At 39.2% G+C, this 14,220-nt stretch carries 16 protein-coding genes; 6 read left to right on the top strand and 10 right to left on the bottom strand.

Translation table 11 applies throughout. The features are described from left to right. Positions 1 to 310: 310 nt before the first annotated feature. The 3 genes from BFP77_RS08960 to BFP77_RS08970 all read right to left on the bottom strand — a co-directional run bounded on the left by BFP77_RS08960 (position 311) and on the right by BFP77_RS08970 (position 4,854). Positions 311 to 1,282, bottom strand: a complete 972-nt coding sequence (locus BFP77_RS08960; protein ID WP_099573696.1) for a hypothetical protein — start codon at positions 1,280 to 1,282, stop codon at positions 311 to 313. Between the two features lie 336 nt (positions 1,283 to 1,618). Then, positions 1,619 to 4,117, bottom strand: a complete 2,499-nt coding sequence (locus BFP77_RS08965) for an ABC transporter permease (protein WP_099573697.1) — start codon at positions 4,115 to 4,117, stop codon at positions 1,619 to 1,621. A 47-nt stretch (positions 4,118 to 4,164) separates the two neighbouring features. Continuing rightward, positions 4,165 to 4,854, bottom strand: a complete 690-nt coding sequence (locus BFP77_RS08970) for an ABC transporter ATP-binding protein (RefSeq protein ID WP_099573698.1) — start codon at positions 4,852 to 4,854, stop codon at positions 4,165 to 4,167. Positions 4,855 to 4,915: 61 nt separating this feature from the next. On the opposite strand from BFP77_RS08970, the gene BFP77_RS08975 reads away from it, so the two are divergent. Next, a complete protein-coding gene (locus tag BFP77_RS08975; protein ID WP_099573699.1) occupies positions 4,916 to 5,635 on the top strand; it encodes an arylesterase in 720 nt (239 codons plus the stop codon). On the opposite strand, the gene BFP77_RS08980 is transcribed toward BFP77_RS08975, so the two are convergent. Together BFP77_RS08980 and BFP77_RS08985 are read right to left on the bottom strand one after the other, a co-directional pair. Next, positions 5,632 to 5,871, bottom strand: a complete 240-nt coding sequence (locus BFP77_RS08980; RefSeq protein WP_143751887.1) for a hypothetical protein — start codon at positions 5,869 to 5,871, stop codon at positions 5,632 to 5,634. The two genes, BFP77_RS08975 and BFP77_RS08980, sit on opposite strands and share 4 nt — an antisense overlap. Before the next feature lie 630 nt (positions 5,872 to 6,501). Beyond that, positions 6,502 to 6,738, bottom strand: coding sequence for a hypothetical protein (locus BFP77_RS08985; protein WP_099573701.1), 237 nt, complete (start codon positions 6,736 to 6,738; stop codon positions 6,502 to 6,504). A 274-nt stretch (positions 6,739 to 7,012) separates the two neighbouring features. On the opposite strand from BFP77_RS08985, the gene BFP77_RS08990 reads away from it, so the two are divergent. Genes BFP77_RS08990 through BFP77_RS09000 form a run of 3 tightly spaced genes read left to right on the top strand, consistent with a single transcriptional unit; the run spans position 7,013 to position 8,580 of the window. Continuing rightward, positions 7,013 to 7,720, top strand: coding sequence for a hypothetical protein (locus BFP77_RS08990; RefSeq protein ID WP_099573702.1), 708 nt, complete (start codon positions 7,013 to 7,015; stop codon positions 7,718 to 7,720). Between the two features lie 9 nt (positions 7,721 to 7,729). After that, positions 7,730 to 7,966, top strand: a complete 237-nt coding sequence (locus BFP77_RS08995) for a hypothetical protein (protein ID WP_099573703.1) — start codon at positions 7,730 to 7,732, stop codon at positions 7,964 to 7,966. Between the two features lie 2 nt (positions 7,967 to 7,968). Beyond that, positions 7,969 to 8,580 carry a hypothetical protein gene (locus BFP77_RS09000; RefSeq protein ID WP_099573704.1) on the top strand — a complete coding sequence of 204 codons (612 nt, stop codon included), beginning with the start codon at positions 7,969 to 7,971 and terminating at the stop codon, positions 8,578 to 8,580. A gap of 12 nt (positions 8,581 to 8,592) precedes the next feature. Here the strand turns inward: BFP77_RS09000 and BFP77_RS09005 are convergent, their stop codons facing one another. Both BFP77_RS09005 and BFP77_RS09010 read right to left on the bottom strand, forming a co-directional pair. Then, the gene (locus BFP77_RS09005) at positions 8,593 to 8,829 is read right to left on the bottom strand and encodes a hypothetical protein (protein ID WP_099573705.1); all 237 of its coding nucleotides are present in this window, start codon (positions 8,827 to 8,829) and stop codon (positions 8,593 to 8,595) included. 184 nt (positions 8,830 to 9,013) lie between these two features. After that, positions 9,014 to 9,694 carry a peptidoglycan DD-metalloendopeptidase family protein gene (locus BFP77_RS09010; RefSeq protein ID WP_099573706.1) on the bottom strand — a complete coding sequence of 227 codons (681 nt, stop codon included), beginning with the start codon at positions 9,692 to 9,694 and terminating at the stop codon, positions 9,014 to 9,016. 100 nt (positions 9,695 to 9,794) lie between these two features. Between BFP77_RS09010 and msrA the strand changes: the two genes are divergently transcribed. Both msrA and BFP77_RS09020 read left to right on the top strand, forming a co-directional pair. Further along, on the top strand, positions 9,795 to 10,493 hold the full coding sequence (gene msrA, locus BFP77_RS09015) for a peptide-methionine (S)-S-oxide reductase MsrA (protein ID WP_099573707.1): 699 nt from the start codon (positions 9,795 to 9,797) through the stop codon (positions 10,491 to 10,493). A gap of 249 nt (positions 10,494 to 10,742) precedes the next feature. After that, on the top strand, positions 10,743 to 11,477 hold the full coding sequence (locus BFP77_RS09020) for a sugar-binding protein (protein WP_099573708.1): 735 nt from the start codon (positions 10,743 to 10,745) through the stop codon (positions 11,475 to 11,477). A gap of 96 nt (positions 11,478 to 11,573) precedes the next feature. Here BFP77_RS09020 and BFP77_RS09025 read toward each other — a convergent pair whose 3' ends face one another. The 3 genes from BFP77_RS09025 to BFP77_RS09035 are packed head-to-tail and all read right to left on the bottom strand — an operon-like array spanning position 11,574 to position 14,116. Further along, positions 11,574 to 13,028: a hypothetical protein gene (locus BFP77_RS09025; RefSeq protein WP_099573709.1), complete on the bottom strand. Its 1,455-nt coding sequence runs from the start codon at positions 13,026 to 13,028 to the stop codon at positions 11,574 to 11,576. Continuing rightward, positions 13,012 to 13,590, bottom strand: a complete 579-nt coding sequence (locus tag BFP77_RS09030) for a hypothetical protein (RefSeq protein WP_099573710.1) — start codon at positions 13,588 to 13,590, stop codon at positions 13,012 to 13,014. The genes BFP77_RS09025 and BFP77_RS09030 overlap by 17 nt, the downstream gene beginning before the upstream one ends. Next, positions 13,574 to 14,116 carry an RNA polymerase sigma factor gene (locus BFP77_RS09035; protein ID WP_099573711.1) on the bottom strand — a complete coding sequence of 181 codons (543 nt, stop codon included), beginning with the start codon at positions 14,114 to 14,116 and terminating at the stop codon, positions 13,574 to 13,576. The genes BFP77_RS09030 and BFP77_RS09035 overlap by 17 nt, the downstream gene beginning before the upstream one ends. Positions 14,117 to 14,220: the final 104 nt, after the last annotated feature.

The following is a 14,220-nucleotide window of genomic DNA, read 5'->3' on the forward strand; positions in this document are numbered from 1 at the left end:
AATATTTTGTCCTGAACCTTTTTCGGTTGAGCAAGTAGAAACTCCTCGAAATAATTTTTGTATTGTATTACTTGCCTAACTTTATCCATTTAGACAAAGGTAACTTAAAAGTTACTATTTCCAAAATTTCAGAAGTTGATTTTTCAGTTCCGAGCGTTTTTTGGGTATGTTTTACAACGGTTTTGTGTATGATTTCGTTGCGTGTTTCAGCAACTAAATTAGCAAATACAAACCGAATAGAAAATCCGCGAGGATTTTCGTAAGTAGGCGAGTATTAGCAATGAATTATACACGGTGTTAGGCACAGTTTTTATTGTTCATCATTTTCTTCTTTATTTTCTTTTTTCGGATTTTCGAGAAGAAATCTTTTATTTTGGTCAAGTAATAATTGTCGGTTTGAATAATCTTTTCGTTCAAGCATAATTTGCTTTGTCATAGTATTTTTTAGAATAATAGTTTCTGTATTTTCTATTATTCCATTGCTTATAACCTTTGCTGTTTCCGCATCAATTATTCCGCCATCTTTCGCAACTTTTATTTTTTCGAGTACTGTTAGTGATTTTTCAATTCCTTTCAATTTTTGCCCGTGTCGATAGCTTTTATTATTTGCAATAATATCCCAAAATTCTTTTAAAATTTGAGCTATTAAATTCGCAGCTTTTTTAGGTATTTTTAAAATTAAATTAATGTCACTACCACTGTCTACCATTGATATTGAAGGATGGATGTCAAATTTTTCTCCTTCTACTTTATCGTACAAATAGTATATTTTTTCTATAAGATTCTCCAAAGATGAAATTATGTCCTGAAATTTTTCCAAAGGAACATTTCCCTCATCTACAATCTGTAATATTAAATTTCCCTTATTTTGAGCGTCTTCAATTACAAAATCATTTTCTTCATTAAATATCTCTTTTGAATTCATTAACAAGTTGTCAATTAAGTTAAATGTAGAAATAAGAGACTTATGAAATGAATAAAAATCGTTTAGAGTTGTGTTAGAAACATACGTTGACCTATTACTATTTTGGGCAGTTGAAATCATTGAAATTAATCTTGAAAAATAAGCAGTCTCATACATTTTTACTGCTTCGAACTGTTCAAATACTTTTTCTTTTTCTGGGTCAGTCGCTGCTTGGTCAAAACCACCTTTCGAATCAACAACAAGTTTCAAGAGATTACTTTTTTCAATGTTATTATTGTCGAGAAAAGCAACTAACTCTCTACTCATTAATCGCTTGATAATTTCGTTTAAATTATTCCTTAATTCTAATTTTTGCATTTTACTTTAAATTGTATTATTTCAAATTGTGCCTAACTCGTTTATAAGTCTGTATATCTAATAATTTCCCATAAGGTACAAAATATATCAAATAGCCCGTAAATAATAGTTTAATATAAAATAAACGTACATGCATTTTGTATAAGTTATTATGTATATTTAATGCACGATTTATATAAAATGAACGTATAAATTATACCAGATGACTGTATAGAAAAATAAGCCCCAAGAGGTAAACCCACGAAGCTTTAGAAGCAAAGCCGATATTGATTTCAACGCAGACATAAGACTAATATAACTAGTGATTAGCGAATAAACCTAGATTATCACGTAAAATTAACTCGCCTCCTTGCGCAGTACTTGTAACGGCGGACTTTTTAAAACACTGCTGCTATTAGACATCCCTATAGCCAATACCAAAAATGTCACCCCCGGCAATACTACCAAAAACGGCACCAAAGAAGGTACGAAGGAAGTATCAAAAACAAAATAGGCCAATAATTGGCTACTGACCAAGGACAGCAAAATGCCAACCCCGCTGCCCAAGAGTCCTAAATACAGATATTCCAGAGCGGTAATTTTTAGGATTTGATGACTTTTGGCCCCTAGGGTACGCAACAGCACACTTTCACGTATTCGTTGGTATTTACTATTACGTACGGCACCTATAAGTACAATAATACCGGTAAGCATACTAAAAAAGGCCATAAAACTAATAACCCATGCTATTTTATCCAGAATGCCCTCTACAAGGGTAATCACCTGTCGCAAGTCTAAAATGGACACATTGGGGAACCGCTGCACCAATTCGCGCTGTAAACTCGCAGAAGCCTTCTTACTGGGCGCATTGGTCGTTAATACGTGAAATTGTGGGGCCTTTTCCAAAACTCCGGTAGGGAAGACGATAGAGAAATTCAGTTGCATTCTACCCCAATCCACTTGGCGAATGCTACCCACCACGGTTTCCATAAGCATTCCTTGCACATTAAATAGCAAGGTATCTCCCAAAACCACTTGCGCATCCCGGGCCACATTATCCGACAAGGAAATAGGTATGGGTTGGTCGGGACCTGCCTTGACCCCAAAGTTGCCCGATACCAGTTTTTCGGAACCGATCAAGGAATCCCGGTACGTGACACGGAACTCATGGTTTAGAATCCATTTATTGATTCCAGTCGTGGTATCTAACCGAATGGCGTTTACGGAGCGTTCTTTGATCTTTTCCAAGCGCATGGTAATGATCGGAATATTGTCCAAAACAGGCATGCCTTTTGGGGTAATGGTATTGGCGACGGCCAATTTTTGTTCGGTCTGTACATCGAACAGAATCATATTGGGACTCTTGTTGCTAGATTCCAACGAAGTTTTTGCTAGTAAAAAGTCTTTGGTAAAGTAGAGCGTGCTGATTAAAAAAGTACCGATACCGATGGCCAAAATGAGTACCGCAGTCTGATTGTTGGGCCGAAAAAGGTTCAATAGACTCTGCCGAGACGTGAAGGTCCATGACTTTGGAAATAGGCGTTTTACCAGCTTCATAAATCCAACGGCCACTCCTCCCAAAATGGCGAAGGTTACCAGTACCACAGCTACAAAACCAAGGGCAAATTTAAAATTACCCAACAGCCAACAGGCAAACAGAAAAACAAAAAGCACGATGACGGCAAGCACTCCAAAATTGGCCCATCTCGATTTTTCCCCCGTACGCTCTTGAACGCGTAAGACGGCTAACGGCGATACGTACCTAGTATTGATAAGAGGCGAAAGCGCAAAGAGTACCGACATGATAATGCCTAATAACAGCCCGGTGATAATGGCCGCATACGAAGTGTTTATGGTGACGTCAAAAGGTAAAAACTCTTGCAATAACAAGGGAAAGGATTGTTGCAGCAGCAAACCGGCCAAAGTGCCTTTCAACCCACCGAGAAGGCCCATGCCCGCGATTTGAAGTAAGAAGATCATAAAGGTCTGCTTCCTAGATGCTCCCAAGCATTTTAGAATAGCCACCGCCTTAAGTTTTTCTTTAATATATATATGAACACTACTGGCAATACCTACACAACCGAGTAGCAAAGCGATGAACGCTACCAGATTTAAAAACCGACCTACGTTGTCGTACCGTCTTCCCAAGCGTTGGCTGGTAGCGGTGTGCGTGTCCATATCGGCGTTCTGTTCATCCAACAAAGGATCCACGGTTTCGTCCAGCGCCTCCAAATCGGCATCGGGGTCAAGGAAATAATAATTGTATGCCAACCTACTCCCCTTTTGCAATAACCCGCTCGCCTGCATAAAGCGGTACGGCACCATAACCGGTGGCGCAACGGATGTTCCGATTCCCGTACTTCCCGGAGCGGTAACCAAAGACCCGATGATGGGGAACGTTAGGGTACCCAGTTTAACACTATCCCCTGGTTTCAGGTTAAACTGTAGCATTGCAATAGCGTCTACCAAAGCTCCTCCCCTTTCTTGATAGGTTGTTGCAGCATCGGCAGGTTCGGTTTCCAATGCGCCATAGAAAGGAAAATCACCTTCTACCCCACGTACTTGCACCAATTTTGTCGCACCGTTCTTGTTAAAAGCGGCCATGGAGGCAAACTTCACCTCCATGGCATCGGCGCTACCTAAGGAATCCATCAGCTGTTGCACGCGGGCATTGGCCGGCTGGTTACTGTCGATCAAATAGTCCGCACCCATTAAGGCTTTGGACTGCAATCCTATATTCTCTTTTAAATTCTGGCTGAACGATTGTATGGACACCACGGCGGCAATACCCAGTATAATGGACGCCATAAAAAGAAGTAAACGCTTGCCGCTGGCCTTACCGTCTCGCCAGGCCATTTTAAACAGCCAGCTTATCGGCGTTTTCGAAGTATACCTAAAATCACTCAAGATACCGTAGTAATTTCGTTAGCCATTATTTTACCTCCTTTTAATCGTAATATATGCTGCGTAAGTTGTGCTAGGTCCAAATCATGAGTAACGATGACCAAGGTGGTTCCCATTTCCTTGTTTAAGTCGAATAATAGTTTTATGACCTTTTCACCTGTTTCCTCGTCAAGATTACCGGTCGGTTCGTCTGCAAATAAGATATCCGGCTTATTGGAAAAAGCCCTTGCCAATGCTACACGTTGCTGTTCTCCGCCGGACAATTGGGAAGGATAATGATCATACCTGTTCCCTAACCCTACTTTCGTTAACAAATCCATAGCGTCTTTGGTCGCTTGTGAAACTCCTTGCAGTTCTAAAGGTACCGCCACGTTTTCCAAGGCCGTTAAGGTGGGTAAGAGTTGAAAATCCTGAAAAATAAAACCCACTTTCTGATTGCGTAACAGCGCACGTTCATCTTCGTTGAGCTCACTCAATTCCTGTCCACATAATGCTACGGAACCCGTATCCAATTTATCAAGACCGGCGCAAAGCCCTAAAAGAGTGGTCTTTCCACTACCAGATGGGCCCACAATAGCGAAAGTGGCCCCCTTTTCAATAGAAAAAGTAATATCGTCTAAAACGGTGAGTTCCTTAGAACCGCTTGTGTAGATTTTCTTTAGGTTACAGACGTTTAATATCTTTGTCATAAATCATTTTGTACAAGGCAACAAAATAAGGCAATGATTTCGACTTTTAGAAGTATAGCACATGGGCAAAGTATTAAAGTTTAGTTATTTTTTTATCGCAATATTGGTAAGTAGTTGTGGCGAAAATCCGAAACAGAAGACCGTTGCATCTCCCACCACGAAAAATACCGAAGCTAATGTGGAGGTAAGCTCCGAGGGGAACAAAACAATTCTTTTCTTCGGAAACAGTTTAACCGCGGCCTATGGTTTGGAGACGGAAGAGGGTTTTCCCAACAGAATACAGGAGAAGATAGATTCCCTTGGGTTGAACTATACCGTAATTAATTCTGGCCTAAGCGGAGAAACCACGTCTGGCGGTTTAAATAGATTGGATTGGGTATTGAATCAAAAAGTAGACGTCTTTGTGCTGGAACTAGGAGCAAATGACGGATTACGTGGAATTCCATTAACTGAAACCCGTACTAATCTGCAGAAAATGATCGACTTGGTCCGCGCGAAAAACGGAGATACGCAAATAGTCCTTGCGGGAATGCAAATTCCACCCAATATGGGAGAAGCATATACCACGGAATTCCGGAACATCTTTCCAAACCTGGCCGAAAAGAATGCCATTTCGCTTATTCCGTTCTTACTGGAAGGAGTCGCAGGGAATCCTGACCTGAATCTGGAAGATGGGATTCATCCCACTGCCGAAGGTCAAAAAATAGTTGCACAAAACGTTTGGGAAGTGCTACAAGAAATAATCCAACCTGTTGAAGAAACAGAGATGGTGCTCGATTAAACCAATTTAACATCTATTTTTCTTATTTGAAAGGTTAAGGCTCTTTTGATTCTGGAATGTTTTAGGATAAAAATTCCGGTTACCGCTGGGAGCTGCTCCTTGACCAATTTAGTTTGGTGAACAGTTTTGACTACAGGCATGGAAATAGGGTTTACCTTTATTTCTGCTTTTGTATTCTGGGCTTGGGCAAAAGCCCCCATACAGATAACTAGTACTAAAATAAGAATAGATCGCATTGTAGGTTATTTGGGATATTGATAACTACCACATGTTCCTTTTCATTTGATTTGAATCGATAATAAGTCCGGTTTTACCGTTGAAATGCAAAATTTTCGATGAGTGGCACAATTTTACTCAAAAATTCCTACAAACACTCTTGTTTTTAATCCGATTTTTTAAACACTTTATCGATTTTATAAGCTTTTTCCTACAATATTTTTTCTTAAAGTCGTGTCGATTTGCCCTATAATTAGACAAAAACTTGTGTTTAACGAGAGAAAGTTGTGCTTACACGACGGATATAAAGCGTATAATTCAATATCCTTAAGGGCTTTTTCCACTCCTATTTGCAGCTATGGAAGCATTCTGAAAATTTGATGACCAGTATGCAATAGGTCAAAACCTATACCTTATAAAGGATTAGCTACGGCGTAATTGGAATAAAGTGAATGAGGCCTAAAATAATAGGGCATGTATTTACTACCCGATTAAAATTATCTTTTGAATTCATTGGTACTTTTAACAGGAACAAGGACATACCTCCTCTTTGGTTCAGCTGTTAGGGATATACCTACAGTTAGTAATAGGTTCTTGATACTAGTGCTAATGAAATTCTTCATAATCGTTACTATTTATCATGTTAGGTATTAAGCCATTTTAGCTTTGTTTCTTTGCGTTGTAAAAGATAATGCCTTGGTTACTCTAGCGTTCTTGTGCTTGTACAATCTAGCAACCTCCGTTTTAGTTTCCAAGTTCAACTCGTAAGCCGTTTCGGTCACTATGGTCATTTCAACCGTTTCAACTTTAACATCGGTAGTGTTGTTCTGAGCCTGAGCGGTCATTCCGATGAAGAAGATAAAGAAGATGGTTGCTATTGTTTTCATGACTTGCGTTTGTTACACTATTATAACGGGTGCAAGTGTACTTCGCAGGGTGGTCGTTCGCCGAAAAACCCATAATACTCGGTATCTGACAGCAATCCGGTTGAAGTGTAAAAATCAATCGATGAACGGCACGCACACCAAAAAACACCTTACCGAAAAAAGGTGCAGATAAACGGTAACATCATCATTCTGAAGAAAGAAATAAACGTATAATTCTATACTTGGAAGCTTATAAACTAAGTTCTCATTACTTTTGAATGTAATATTATACCATATGAAGAATGCTATTAGTATCTTAATTATGGGTCCGTTCGCCATGACCGTAATGGCTCAGACTAATATCACGAACACTATTACAGAAGTACATGTTTCTGTAAAAGGAACTAAAATAAGTTTGGCGCCACCAGCAGATTTCGTAAATGCTGCAAACTTTGCCGGTTTTCAACAGAATAGTTCTGGTTCTAGTATCATGATAGTGGAGGTTCCCGCTCCATTATCGGAGATAGGTAAAGCCTTCTCAAAGGAAGGGCTTCAAACCCAAGGGATGATATTATTGGAAAAAGAGCAACTTCTTATAAATACGAACACCGCCTTATTGATTAAAGGAGAGCAAGAAGCTTACGGCAATACATATCATAAATATACCTTGGCCTTTGGTTCCGAAAGTGAGAGTATCCTAATCAATGGCATCTACTTAAAATCAAACGAAGAAGACTTAGCTGCCATTATAAGAAAGTCATTGTTAAGCGTTGTTTATAATTCTGAAAAAATAATCAATCCTTTTGACACGGTAGATTTTGCAATAACTGCCGAGGCTACAGACCTGGTGTTTGCAAAGAATGTTGGTCCATCTCTCCTCTTCAATAGAGAAGGGGCCATTCCGTCTACTGCTCCGGACAAAGCTATTTTTATAGCTTCAAAATCTTTTTCGGAATTAGAAATAGTAGATAAGAAAGCCTACGCCGAAAACCGTATCAAATAAAATCCTATTATGATAGATAGCCTATTAAGTACAACACCTATCACCATTGACGACCTAGAGGGCTTTGAGATTGTAGCAAGGGGTAAGACCAAAAAAGAGCAGGCCAATACGGAAGTTTATCAAGTAATGCTTTTTTCTGATAAGCTCTATTATATCTTTTTGGGGTCTTCTGAAGGCGAGTATGAAAAAAACTTGGCTGCTTTTAAAACTATTGTCAAAACTTTCAAAAGAAAGAAAACACAGTAAAAATGCGCGCGATAGGGTATTCTAGAGTATTTATTTTCTTTTTACTTGCTTTTAACAGTTCGCTTGTTTTTTGCCAGCGCTTTTATATTGATGAAAGAAAATTTTACATAGAGATTTTAGGAACGGAAGTCACTTCTTTCAACGCTTCGAATACCACTCGCTCCAAGTCAAAAACACTTAAGACCGTTCATATTAGGCTTAAAATGGCAACTACCGATGGAGAATATGCCTTGTTTGATATTAATAAATTCTCTCTAATAGACGAATCCAACAAATTAAGAATAAGACCTATTGATGTTGCTCATAGAATGGTAATGCGCGAGCTGAGCTTTCCAAGATTGGCCACCCGACCATTAGAAAAACCCCATCCAGAAGTTTCTGAGGATATCTCGGTAGTGGACTCTTTTTATGAATCCGAGTTCGATGGCTACGAAATTATTGAAATTCCACTAGCTTTCGGTAATTTGTTTAAGTCTCAAAGTCAAGTTACTTACTTTAGGCCTGGCACCTATCGCTCAAAAAAACTAGATTTCTATTTCCCGTTTCCAAAAAGTTCCTCAATTGGTGTGCTGTATTATGGGGAAGAGAAAGTGGCTATCGTTGTATTTAAATAATTACACTAACCGTTAAGCCATTTTAGCTTTGTTTCTCTTTGTTGTAAAAGATAATGCTTTCTTTACTCTAGCGTTCTTGTGCTTGTACAATCTAGCAACCTCCGTTTTGGTTTCCAAGTTCAACTCGTAAGCCGTTTCGGTCACTATGGTCATTTCAACCGTTTCCACTTTAACATCTGTAGTGTTGTTCTGAGCCTGAGCGGTCATTCCGATGAAGAAGATAAAGAAGATGGTTGCTATTGTTTTCATGACTTGCGTTTGTTACACTATTATAACGGGTGCAAGTGTACTTCGGAGGGTGGTCGTTCGCCGAAAAACCCATAATACTCGGTATCTGACAGCTATCCGGTTGAAATGTAAAAATCAATCGATGAACGGCACGCACACCAAAAACACCTTACCGAAAAAAGGTGTAGATAAACGGTAATCTCGCCTATAACTTTAGCAAAAGATTTGGATCGGGACAATTTTTCCGATAGAAAGCCAGGTTCTTTTGAGAACATACTCCGGGATAATCACCGCTATATCCTTTCATGTCCCTAATAATCTGAAAATGTAAATGTGGCGCATAATTTACGTTAACCTCTGGAGTACCCAAATCTCCCAAAACGGAGCCCGCTATAAATTTCTTGCCCACGAACAAGCCTTCCAACGAAGTTCTTGATAAATGACCATAGAGGGTATAAAAAACCTCATCAACCAACTGATGTTCCATGATAATCGTCGGACCATAGTCGCCCACGCTGGCATTATCCTTAAAACTGTGCACCTTTCCGCTGATCGGGGTTTGCACTTTGGTCCCAGCAGCGCACCAAAAATCGACCCCTAAATGTATGTTTCGTTGATGTAAGGCGTTACCGCTGAAACCCTCCTTGTCCGAATACAAATTTCTTTTTTCCAAATATCCGCCATAGGCCACGCTTCCCCTATGCCTTGCGAGCTGTTGATCAATGTAAGATGCACAAATAACAGGGTCGGTAATGTCCCTAGTATTTAAATCTTCATTGTCTACCGACAAATCTATGCGAACGTAACGTTCTAAGGCTATACTTTGATCAAGAATGCTGATTGCCCCTTCGGAAAGGAGACTTAATTGTTCTGTAAAAGTCTTCATTTTGTAAAAATAGAATTCCCATTGAATTCCTTAACATATTTTAACCCTTTGTACTGTAAGTACTTTGTAAATTGCCTACAAATTGCTTAAAGAAAGAAAAATGAAACGATTACGATTAACCATTTTAGCGGTTGCAGCACTATTTGTGACCAGCTGCCAGTCCAATACCAAGAAAACTACCACCGCAGAGGCTCCAAGTTCGGAATTAGAAATCACTTCAAAAAAAGAGAAATTGAGTCCACAGGATTTAAGCGAATACGAGACGGCTTATTTTGCCAGTGGTTGTTTTTGGTGCGTGGAGGCCATTTTTGAAAGCGTCAAGGGGGTCAAGGAAGCGGTATCTGGCTATTCTGGAGGAAAGGAAGATAATCCCACCTACGAAATGATCGGTTACGGAAAAACTACACATGCAGAAGCCGTAGAAGTATATTACGATCCAGAGGTGATTTCCTTTACGGCCTTGGTCCAAGTATTTTTTGGGTCGCACGATCCAACTACTTTAAACAGACAAGGACCGGACAGAGGAACGCAATACCGCTCTATCGCCTTTTATAAGAATGAGGAAGAAAAGAAAATAATTGAAGCTTACATACAAGCTTTGAAGGACCAAGACGTCTATGATGGTGCTCCCATTACCACAGAGGTAAAGGAATTTGAAAAATTTTGGATTGCAGAGGATTATCATCAAGACTACGAACGTAACAACCCTAACAATTCCTACATCAGAAATGTTTCTATTCCAAGATTGAATAGATTCAAAGAAAATTTTGGAGCATTCTTAAAAGAGGATATACACTAAAAGCAACAAAATCATCAATTATAAAGCGTCCTACCGGGCGCTTTTTTTTATGGACTAAACTGTTAGTTAGTCATTTGTTCCGCTTACAAAAAACCGGACTTGGCCACTAAAACCTAAAGTTTACATCTAAAACTAGTTCCCCCAACGTATACATATAAAACCGTTTACTCACTTATTCAGTGTAATAAAAAGCTTACATAACCCGTGAATTCGCTATATTTAATACCACAAACCCCAAACTTGCAACGTATGAGACCGATATTTTTAGCACTGTGCGCGATGCTAGCAGTGTCTTGCAATAGCGCAAAGAAAAAAGCGGATACCGCCATCATTGAAGTGTCTTACACGGATAACGCGCCCAAGTTAGACGGTAAGGCCACGGAAAGTTTTTGGAACTTAATCGATTGGAACCCCTTAGATCAAAACTGGATCGGAGGCCCATACGACCATGAGGACTTCAATGGCCGCTACAAATTGGCCTGGAACGAACAAGGCTTATATGTACTTGTTGAAATTATGGACGATGTTCTCTACGACAAGTCTGAGGACCCTTTAAAATTATGGTGGAACGACGATTGCGTCGAAGTTTTTGTTGACGAGGATAATTCCGGTGGTCTGCATCAATACAGCCATAATGCATTTGCCTACCATGTAGCATTAGACGGTAATGTAGTGGACTTAGCGCCGGATAAAACCCCAAAGTTGTATAACGACCATGTACGCTCCCAACATCATACGGTAGATAATGTAACCACATGGGAGCTAGCACTTTCTATTTTCGATGATTCCTATACCGATGGAGCAAAGAATAAACCGTTAACATTAAAATCCAAGAAAAAAATGGGTTTTGCCTTAGCGTACTGTGATAACGATTCCAGTGCGGAAAGAGAGAATTTTATAGGTTCCGTATTTGTGCCGGGAGAGGATAAGAATCAAGGCTGGATCAACGCGGATATTTTTGGGACATTGGTTTTGAAGAAGTAAACTACCTTGGGTAATCCCGCGATAAATTTATAAGAATTGAGTATTTAATTTCGAAGCAAACCTTAGGATATTATACCCTTGGGCAGTGGCAATAAATCAGTGTATGATTACATCACTATAAGCTGAATTGATCACTATAGATTTTCCGCTGTTTTGTTTTAAATGAAATCCTTTATTCACGACCGTATTTCCATTTACCGTCTTTTTCAATTGTAAGCCTGCAGGTGTTTCCAGTTTGGAAGAGTTTCCCTTTACATAGATTTCCGTAGGGGTTTCTGGCAACCCCAAGTCCATCTCCGCATTTTTTAAGCTCACGTCCAATTCCTTGAATCCATCACCAAAAGCGATAATATGTAATGGCCCAAAATCATTTTTGATATAAGCCGTATCGAACAGTTTATCGATGGTCACCTCAGATGAAGTAGCACTCAAACGCAAGTGCAACACTTCGGACAAATTTACATCTTTACTATACTTTGTCTGCAATTGCCCATAGTTCCAGTTTTTAACTTCTACCGGCGAATAAGAAGCTTGTATATTAGTTTCATCGCCAGAAATTGTCGCCGCCCAAAGACTTGAGTGCGACAAGGTCGCATTCAAGTTCTTTGTGTTTTCGGCAAGCTTTACTTCCCCATGTCTCACGTTCATTTTTATACGTGTAGATTTTGGCAGTTTTATCTTAATGGTTTTCTTGATCTTGTAGTTCTTATTTTCCCCATCAGAAGAAAAATAAAAGATATTGGGTTCGTTCCTCAAAGAATCTCTTCTAAAAAATGAGTTTTTAATAGAATCTTGGCGCATGGACCAAGCCGCTCTTTTTTGATGCATTTTCTCAAATCGTTTTTCTCTTTCCTCCGCTCTTTTTTCCATTTCGGCGACCCTCTTTTCTCTCTGTTCCTCTCTACGTTCTGCCCGTTCCTCCATTCTTCTCTCCATTTCGGCGCCTCTTTTTTCCATACGCTCTCCCCATTCTTCCAGTTTCTTTAAATGGTCTTTATCAAAACTCTTTTCGAACTCCTTTTGCCATTTCTTCATGTATTTATCCCCATCTTTCTTGTACTCGCTATAATCAAAATGAAACGTTTTGGTTACCGGAAGAGAAGCTATTTCCGCAATTTCAGGAAAAGGAGCTATGTCCGCCAATTCCTCTATAAAAGGACTCATATCCGGTACTTCAATATGAAGGTTTTCAAAATCAAAATCGAAATCATGGTTCGTGAACAAACCCATGCGGCTAGATCTAGAAGTAATCTCGATCCTTTTACTGTTCCCTAAAATATCAAAAGGTTCGTTTCTAAAGTATTTTTCTGCCTCCTCGTCGGTAGCTCCCTCCAAAGTTGCGGTGGCGCTAATTTCTACCACGTCCTTGTTCCAGGTTTCAAATTCTATATCAGTATAACTTGTATTGATATCAAGAACGGCATCCGCCCCAACATTAAAGGTCTCTTTATAAGTTTTCTGTTGTTTCTGCCCTAAGGCAATCGTTGTAATTCCGAAAAAGCTTAAGGCAATGATGAGTTGCCTTAGCTGCATTTTAGATGATCTGTTCATTTTTTGATGTTTTTACTTGGTTCAACTGCTTTTTTAACTGCTGTAATAATTGTAATCGTAACTGTAAATTCTCTATGAGTGCGCTTATGGTTTGATCGTTAGGACCTAGTTCGTTAAGCTCCGCGTTTAATGCTTCATATTCTGCGTTTAACTCGGCTAAACGTTCCATATAACTATCTATCAATTCCTTGTTATCGTCGGAAACTTCTAATTTGGAAAGTTCCATGTTGATATTGGCCACGTAATAATTTTCAATCTTTTTTAAATCCGGAGAAAGGTCTCCAAAAGAGAAATCGGTATCGGTTTCCGAGTTCGTATCCACATCGGTAACCGTAGTGTTCTTTACTGCACCGTCCTTAGCAAATTGCAGGTATCCAAAAAAGCTAAGACCTACCACTAATAATACGGATGCTGCTATTTTTAATAGACTGAAATCAAACTTTTTTTGTTTTGGAAGTGCTTCGTCCAGTCTATCTAAAAAACGTGTTTCATGCCCCTCTTTTAGTTTAAACCGTTGTTCCGAACGCTCTTTTTTGAACATTTCCCTAAGATCCTGTCCCATATCGTTTTGTTTTTAATAATTCTTTTAATTGACCTTTTCCCCTTAATAATCTGGTTCTGCAGGTGGTTTCCGTAATATCCAATACTTGGGCAATTTCTTTATGATCAAAACCTTCTACCAAGTACATAAGCACTACATATTTATATTTTTCCGATAGTTTTTCTATCTCTTTTTTCACCACTTCCAAAGAGATTCCGTCCTCTACCGTCCAACCCTCTTCCGCTACGGGGGTCATATAGGTTTCGTCTAAAGAAACCATATGTTGTTTTTTCGATTTTAAAAAGTCGATACATTTATGAACCACTATTTTCTTGAGCCATGCTCCAAACGTTACCTCCCCTTTAAACTGATGCAATTTTTGAAAAGCCTTTACAAAGGACTCTTGCAATACATCTTCAGCGTCGTTAGAATTTTTCACAAATCGCATGGCAACCGCATACATTCCATCGCAATACTGCTGGTACAATTGTAATTGCGCATTACGGTCATTGGATTTACATTTCTCTACAACGTCAATCTGAAACATTGGTCGGTTCGGTGTTTGTTTTTAGTTGTTGTTATCTTAAGGACGAAAGAAAAAAATAGATGTTGCAAAAAACTTCTATTTTTACAAATCTTTTAAAATTTCCA

The organism is Maribacter sp. 4U21 (assembly GCF_002742365.1).
Lineage (GTDB): Bacteria > Bacteroidota > Bacteroidia > Flavobacteriales > Flavobacteriaceae > Maribacter.

Bases quoted from the DNA above. Each gene is read 5' to 3' on its own strand.
- BFP77_RS08960 (WP_099573696.1), bottom strand. From the start codon at position 1,282: ATGCAAAAATTAGAATTAAGGAATAATTTAAACGAAATTATCAAGCGA.
- BFP77_RS08965 (WP_099573697.1), bottom strand. From the start codon at position 4,117: ATGGCCTGGCGAGACGGTAAGGCCAGCGGCAAGCGTTTACTTCTTTTT.
- BFP77_RS08970 (WP_099573698.1), bottom strand. From the start codon at position 4,854: ATGACAAAGATATTAAACGTCTGTAACCTAAAGAAAATCTACACAAGC.
- BFP77_RS08975 (WP_099573699.1), top strand. From the start codon at position 4,916: ATGGGCAAAGTATTAAAGTTTAGTTATTTTTTTATCGCAATATTGGTA.
- BFP77_RS08980 (WP_143751887.1), bottom strand. From the start codon at position 5,871: ATGCGATCTATTCTTATTTTAGTACTAGTTATCTGTATGGGGGCTTTT.
- BFP77_RS08985 (WP_099573701.1), bottom strand. From the start codon at position 6,738: ATGAAAACAATAGCAACCATCTTCTTTATCTTCTTCATCGGAATGACC.
- BFP77_RS08990 (WP_099573702.1), top strand. From the start codon at position 7,013: ATGAAGAATGCTATTAGTATCTTAATTATGGGTCCGTTCGCCATGACC.
- BFP77_RS08995 (WP_099573703.1), top strand. From the start codon at position 7,730: ATGATAGATAGCCTATTAAGTACAACACCTATCACCATTGACGACCTA.
- BFP77_RS09000 (WP_099573704.1), top strand. From the start codon at position 7,969: ATGCGCGCGATAGGGTATTCTAGAGTATTTATTTTCTTTTTACTTGCT.
- BFP77_RS09005 (WP_099573705.1), bottom strand. From the start codon at position 8,829: ATGAAAACAATAGCAACCATCTTCTTTATCTTCTTCATCGGAATGACC.
- BFP77_RS09010 (WP_099573706.1), bottom strand. From the start codon at position 9,694: ATGAAGACTTTTACAGAACAATTAAGTCTCCTTTCCGAAGGGGCAATC.
- msrA (WP_099573707.1), top strand. From the start codon at position 9,795: ATGAAACGATTACGATTAACCATTTTAGCGGTTGCAGCACTATTTGTG.
- BFP77_RS09020 (WP_099573708.1), top strand. From the start codon at position 10,743: ATGAGACCGATATTTTTAGCACTGTGCGCGATGCTAGCAGTGTCTTGC.
- BFP77_RS09025 (WP_099573709.1), bottom strand. From the start codon at position 13,028: ATGAACAGATCATCTAAAATGCAGCTAAGGCAACTCATCATTGCCTTA.
- BFP77_RS09030 (WP_099573710.1), bottom strand. From the start codon at position 13,590: ATGGGACAGGATCTTAGGGAAATGTTCAAAAAAGAGCGTTCGGAACAA.
- BFP77_RS09035 (WP_099573711.1), bottom strand. From the start codon at position 14,116: ATGTTTCAGATTGACGTTGTAGAGAAATGTAAATCCAATGACCGTAAT.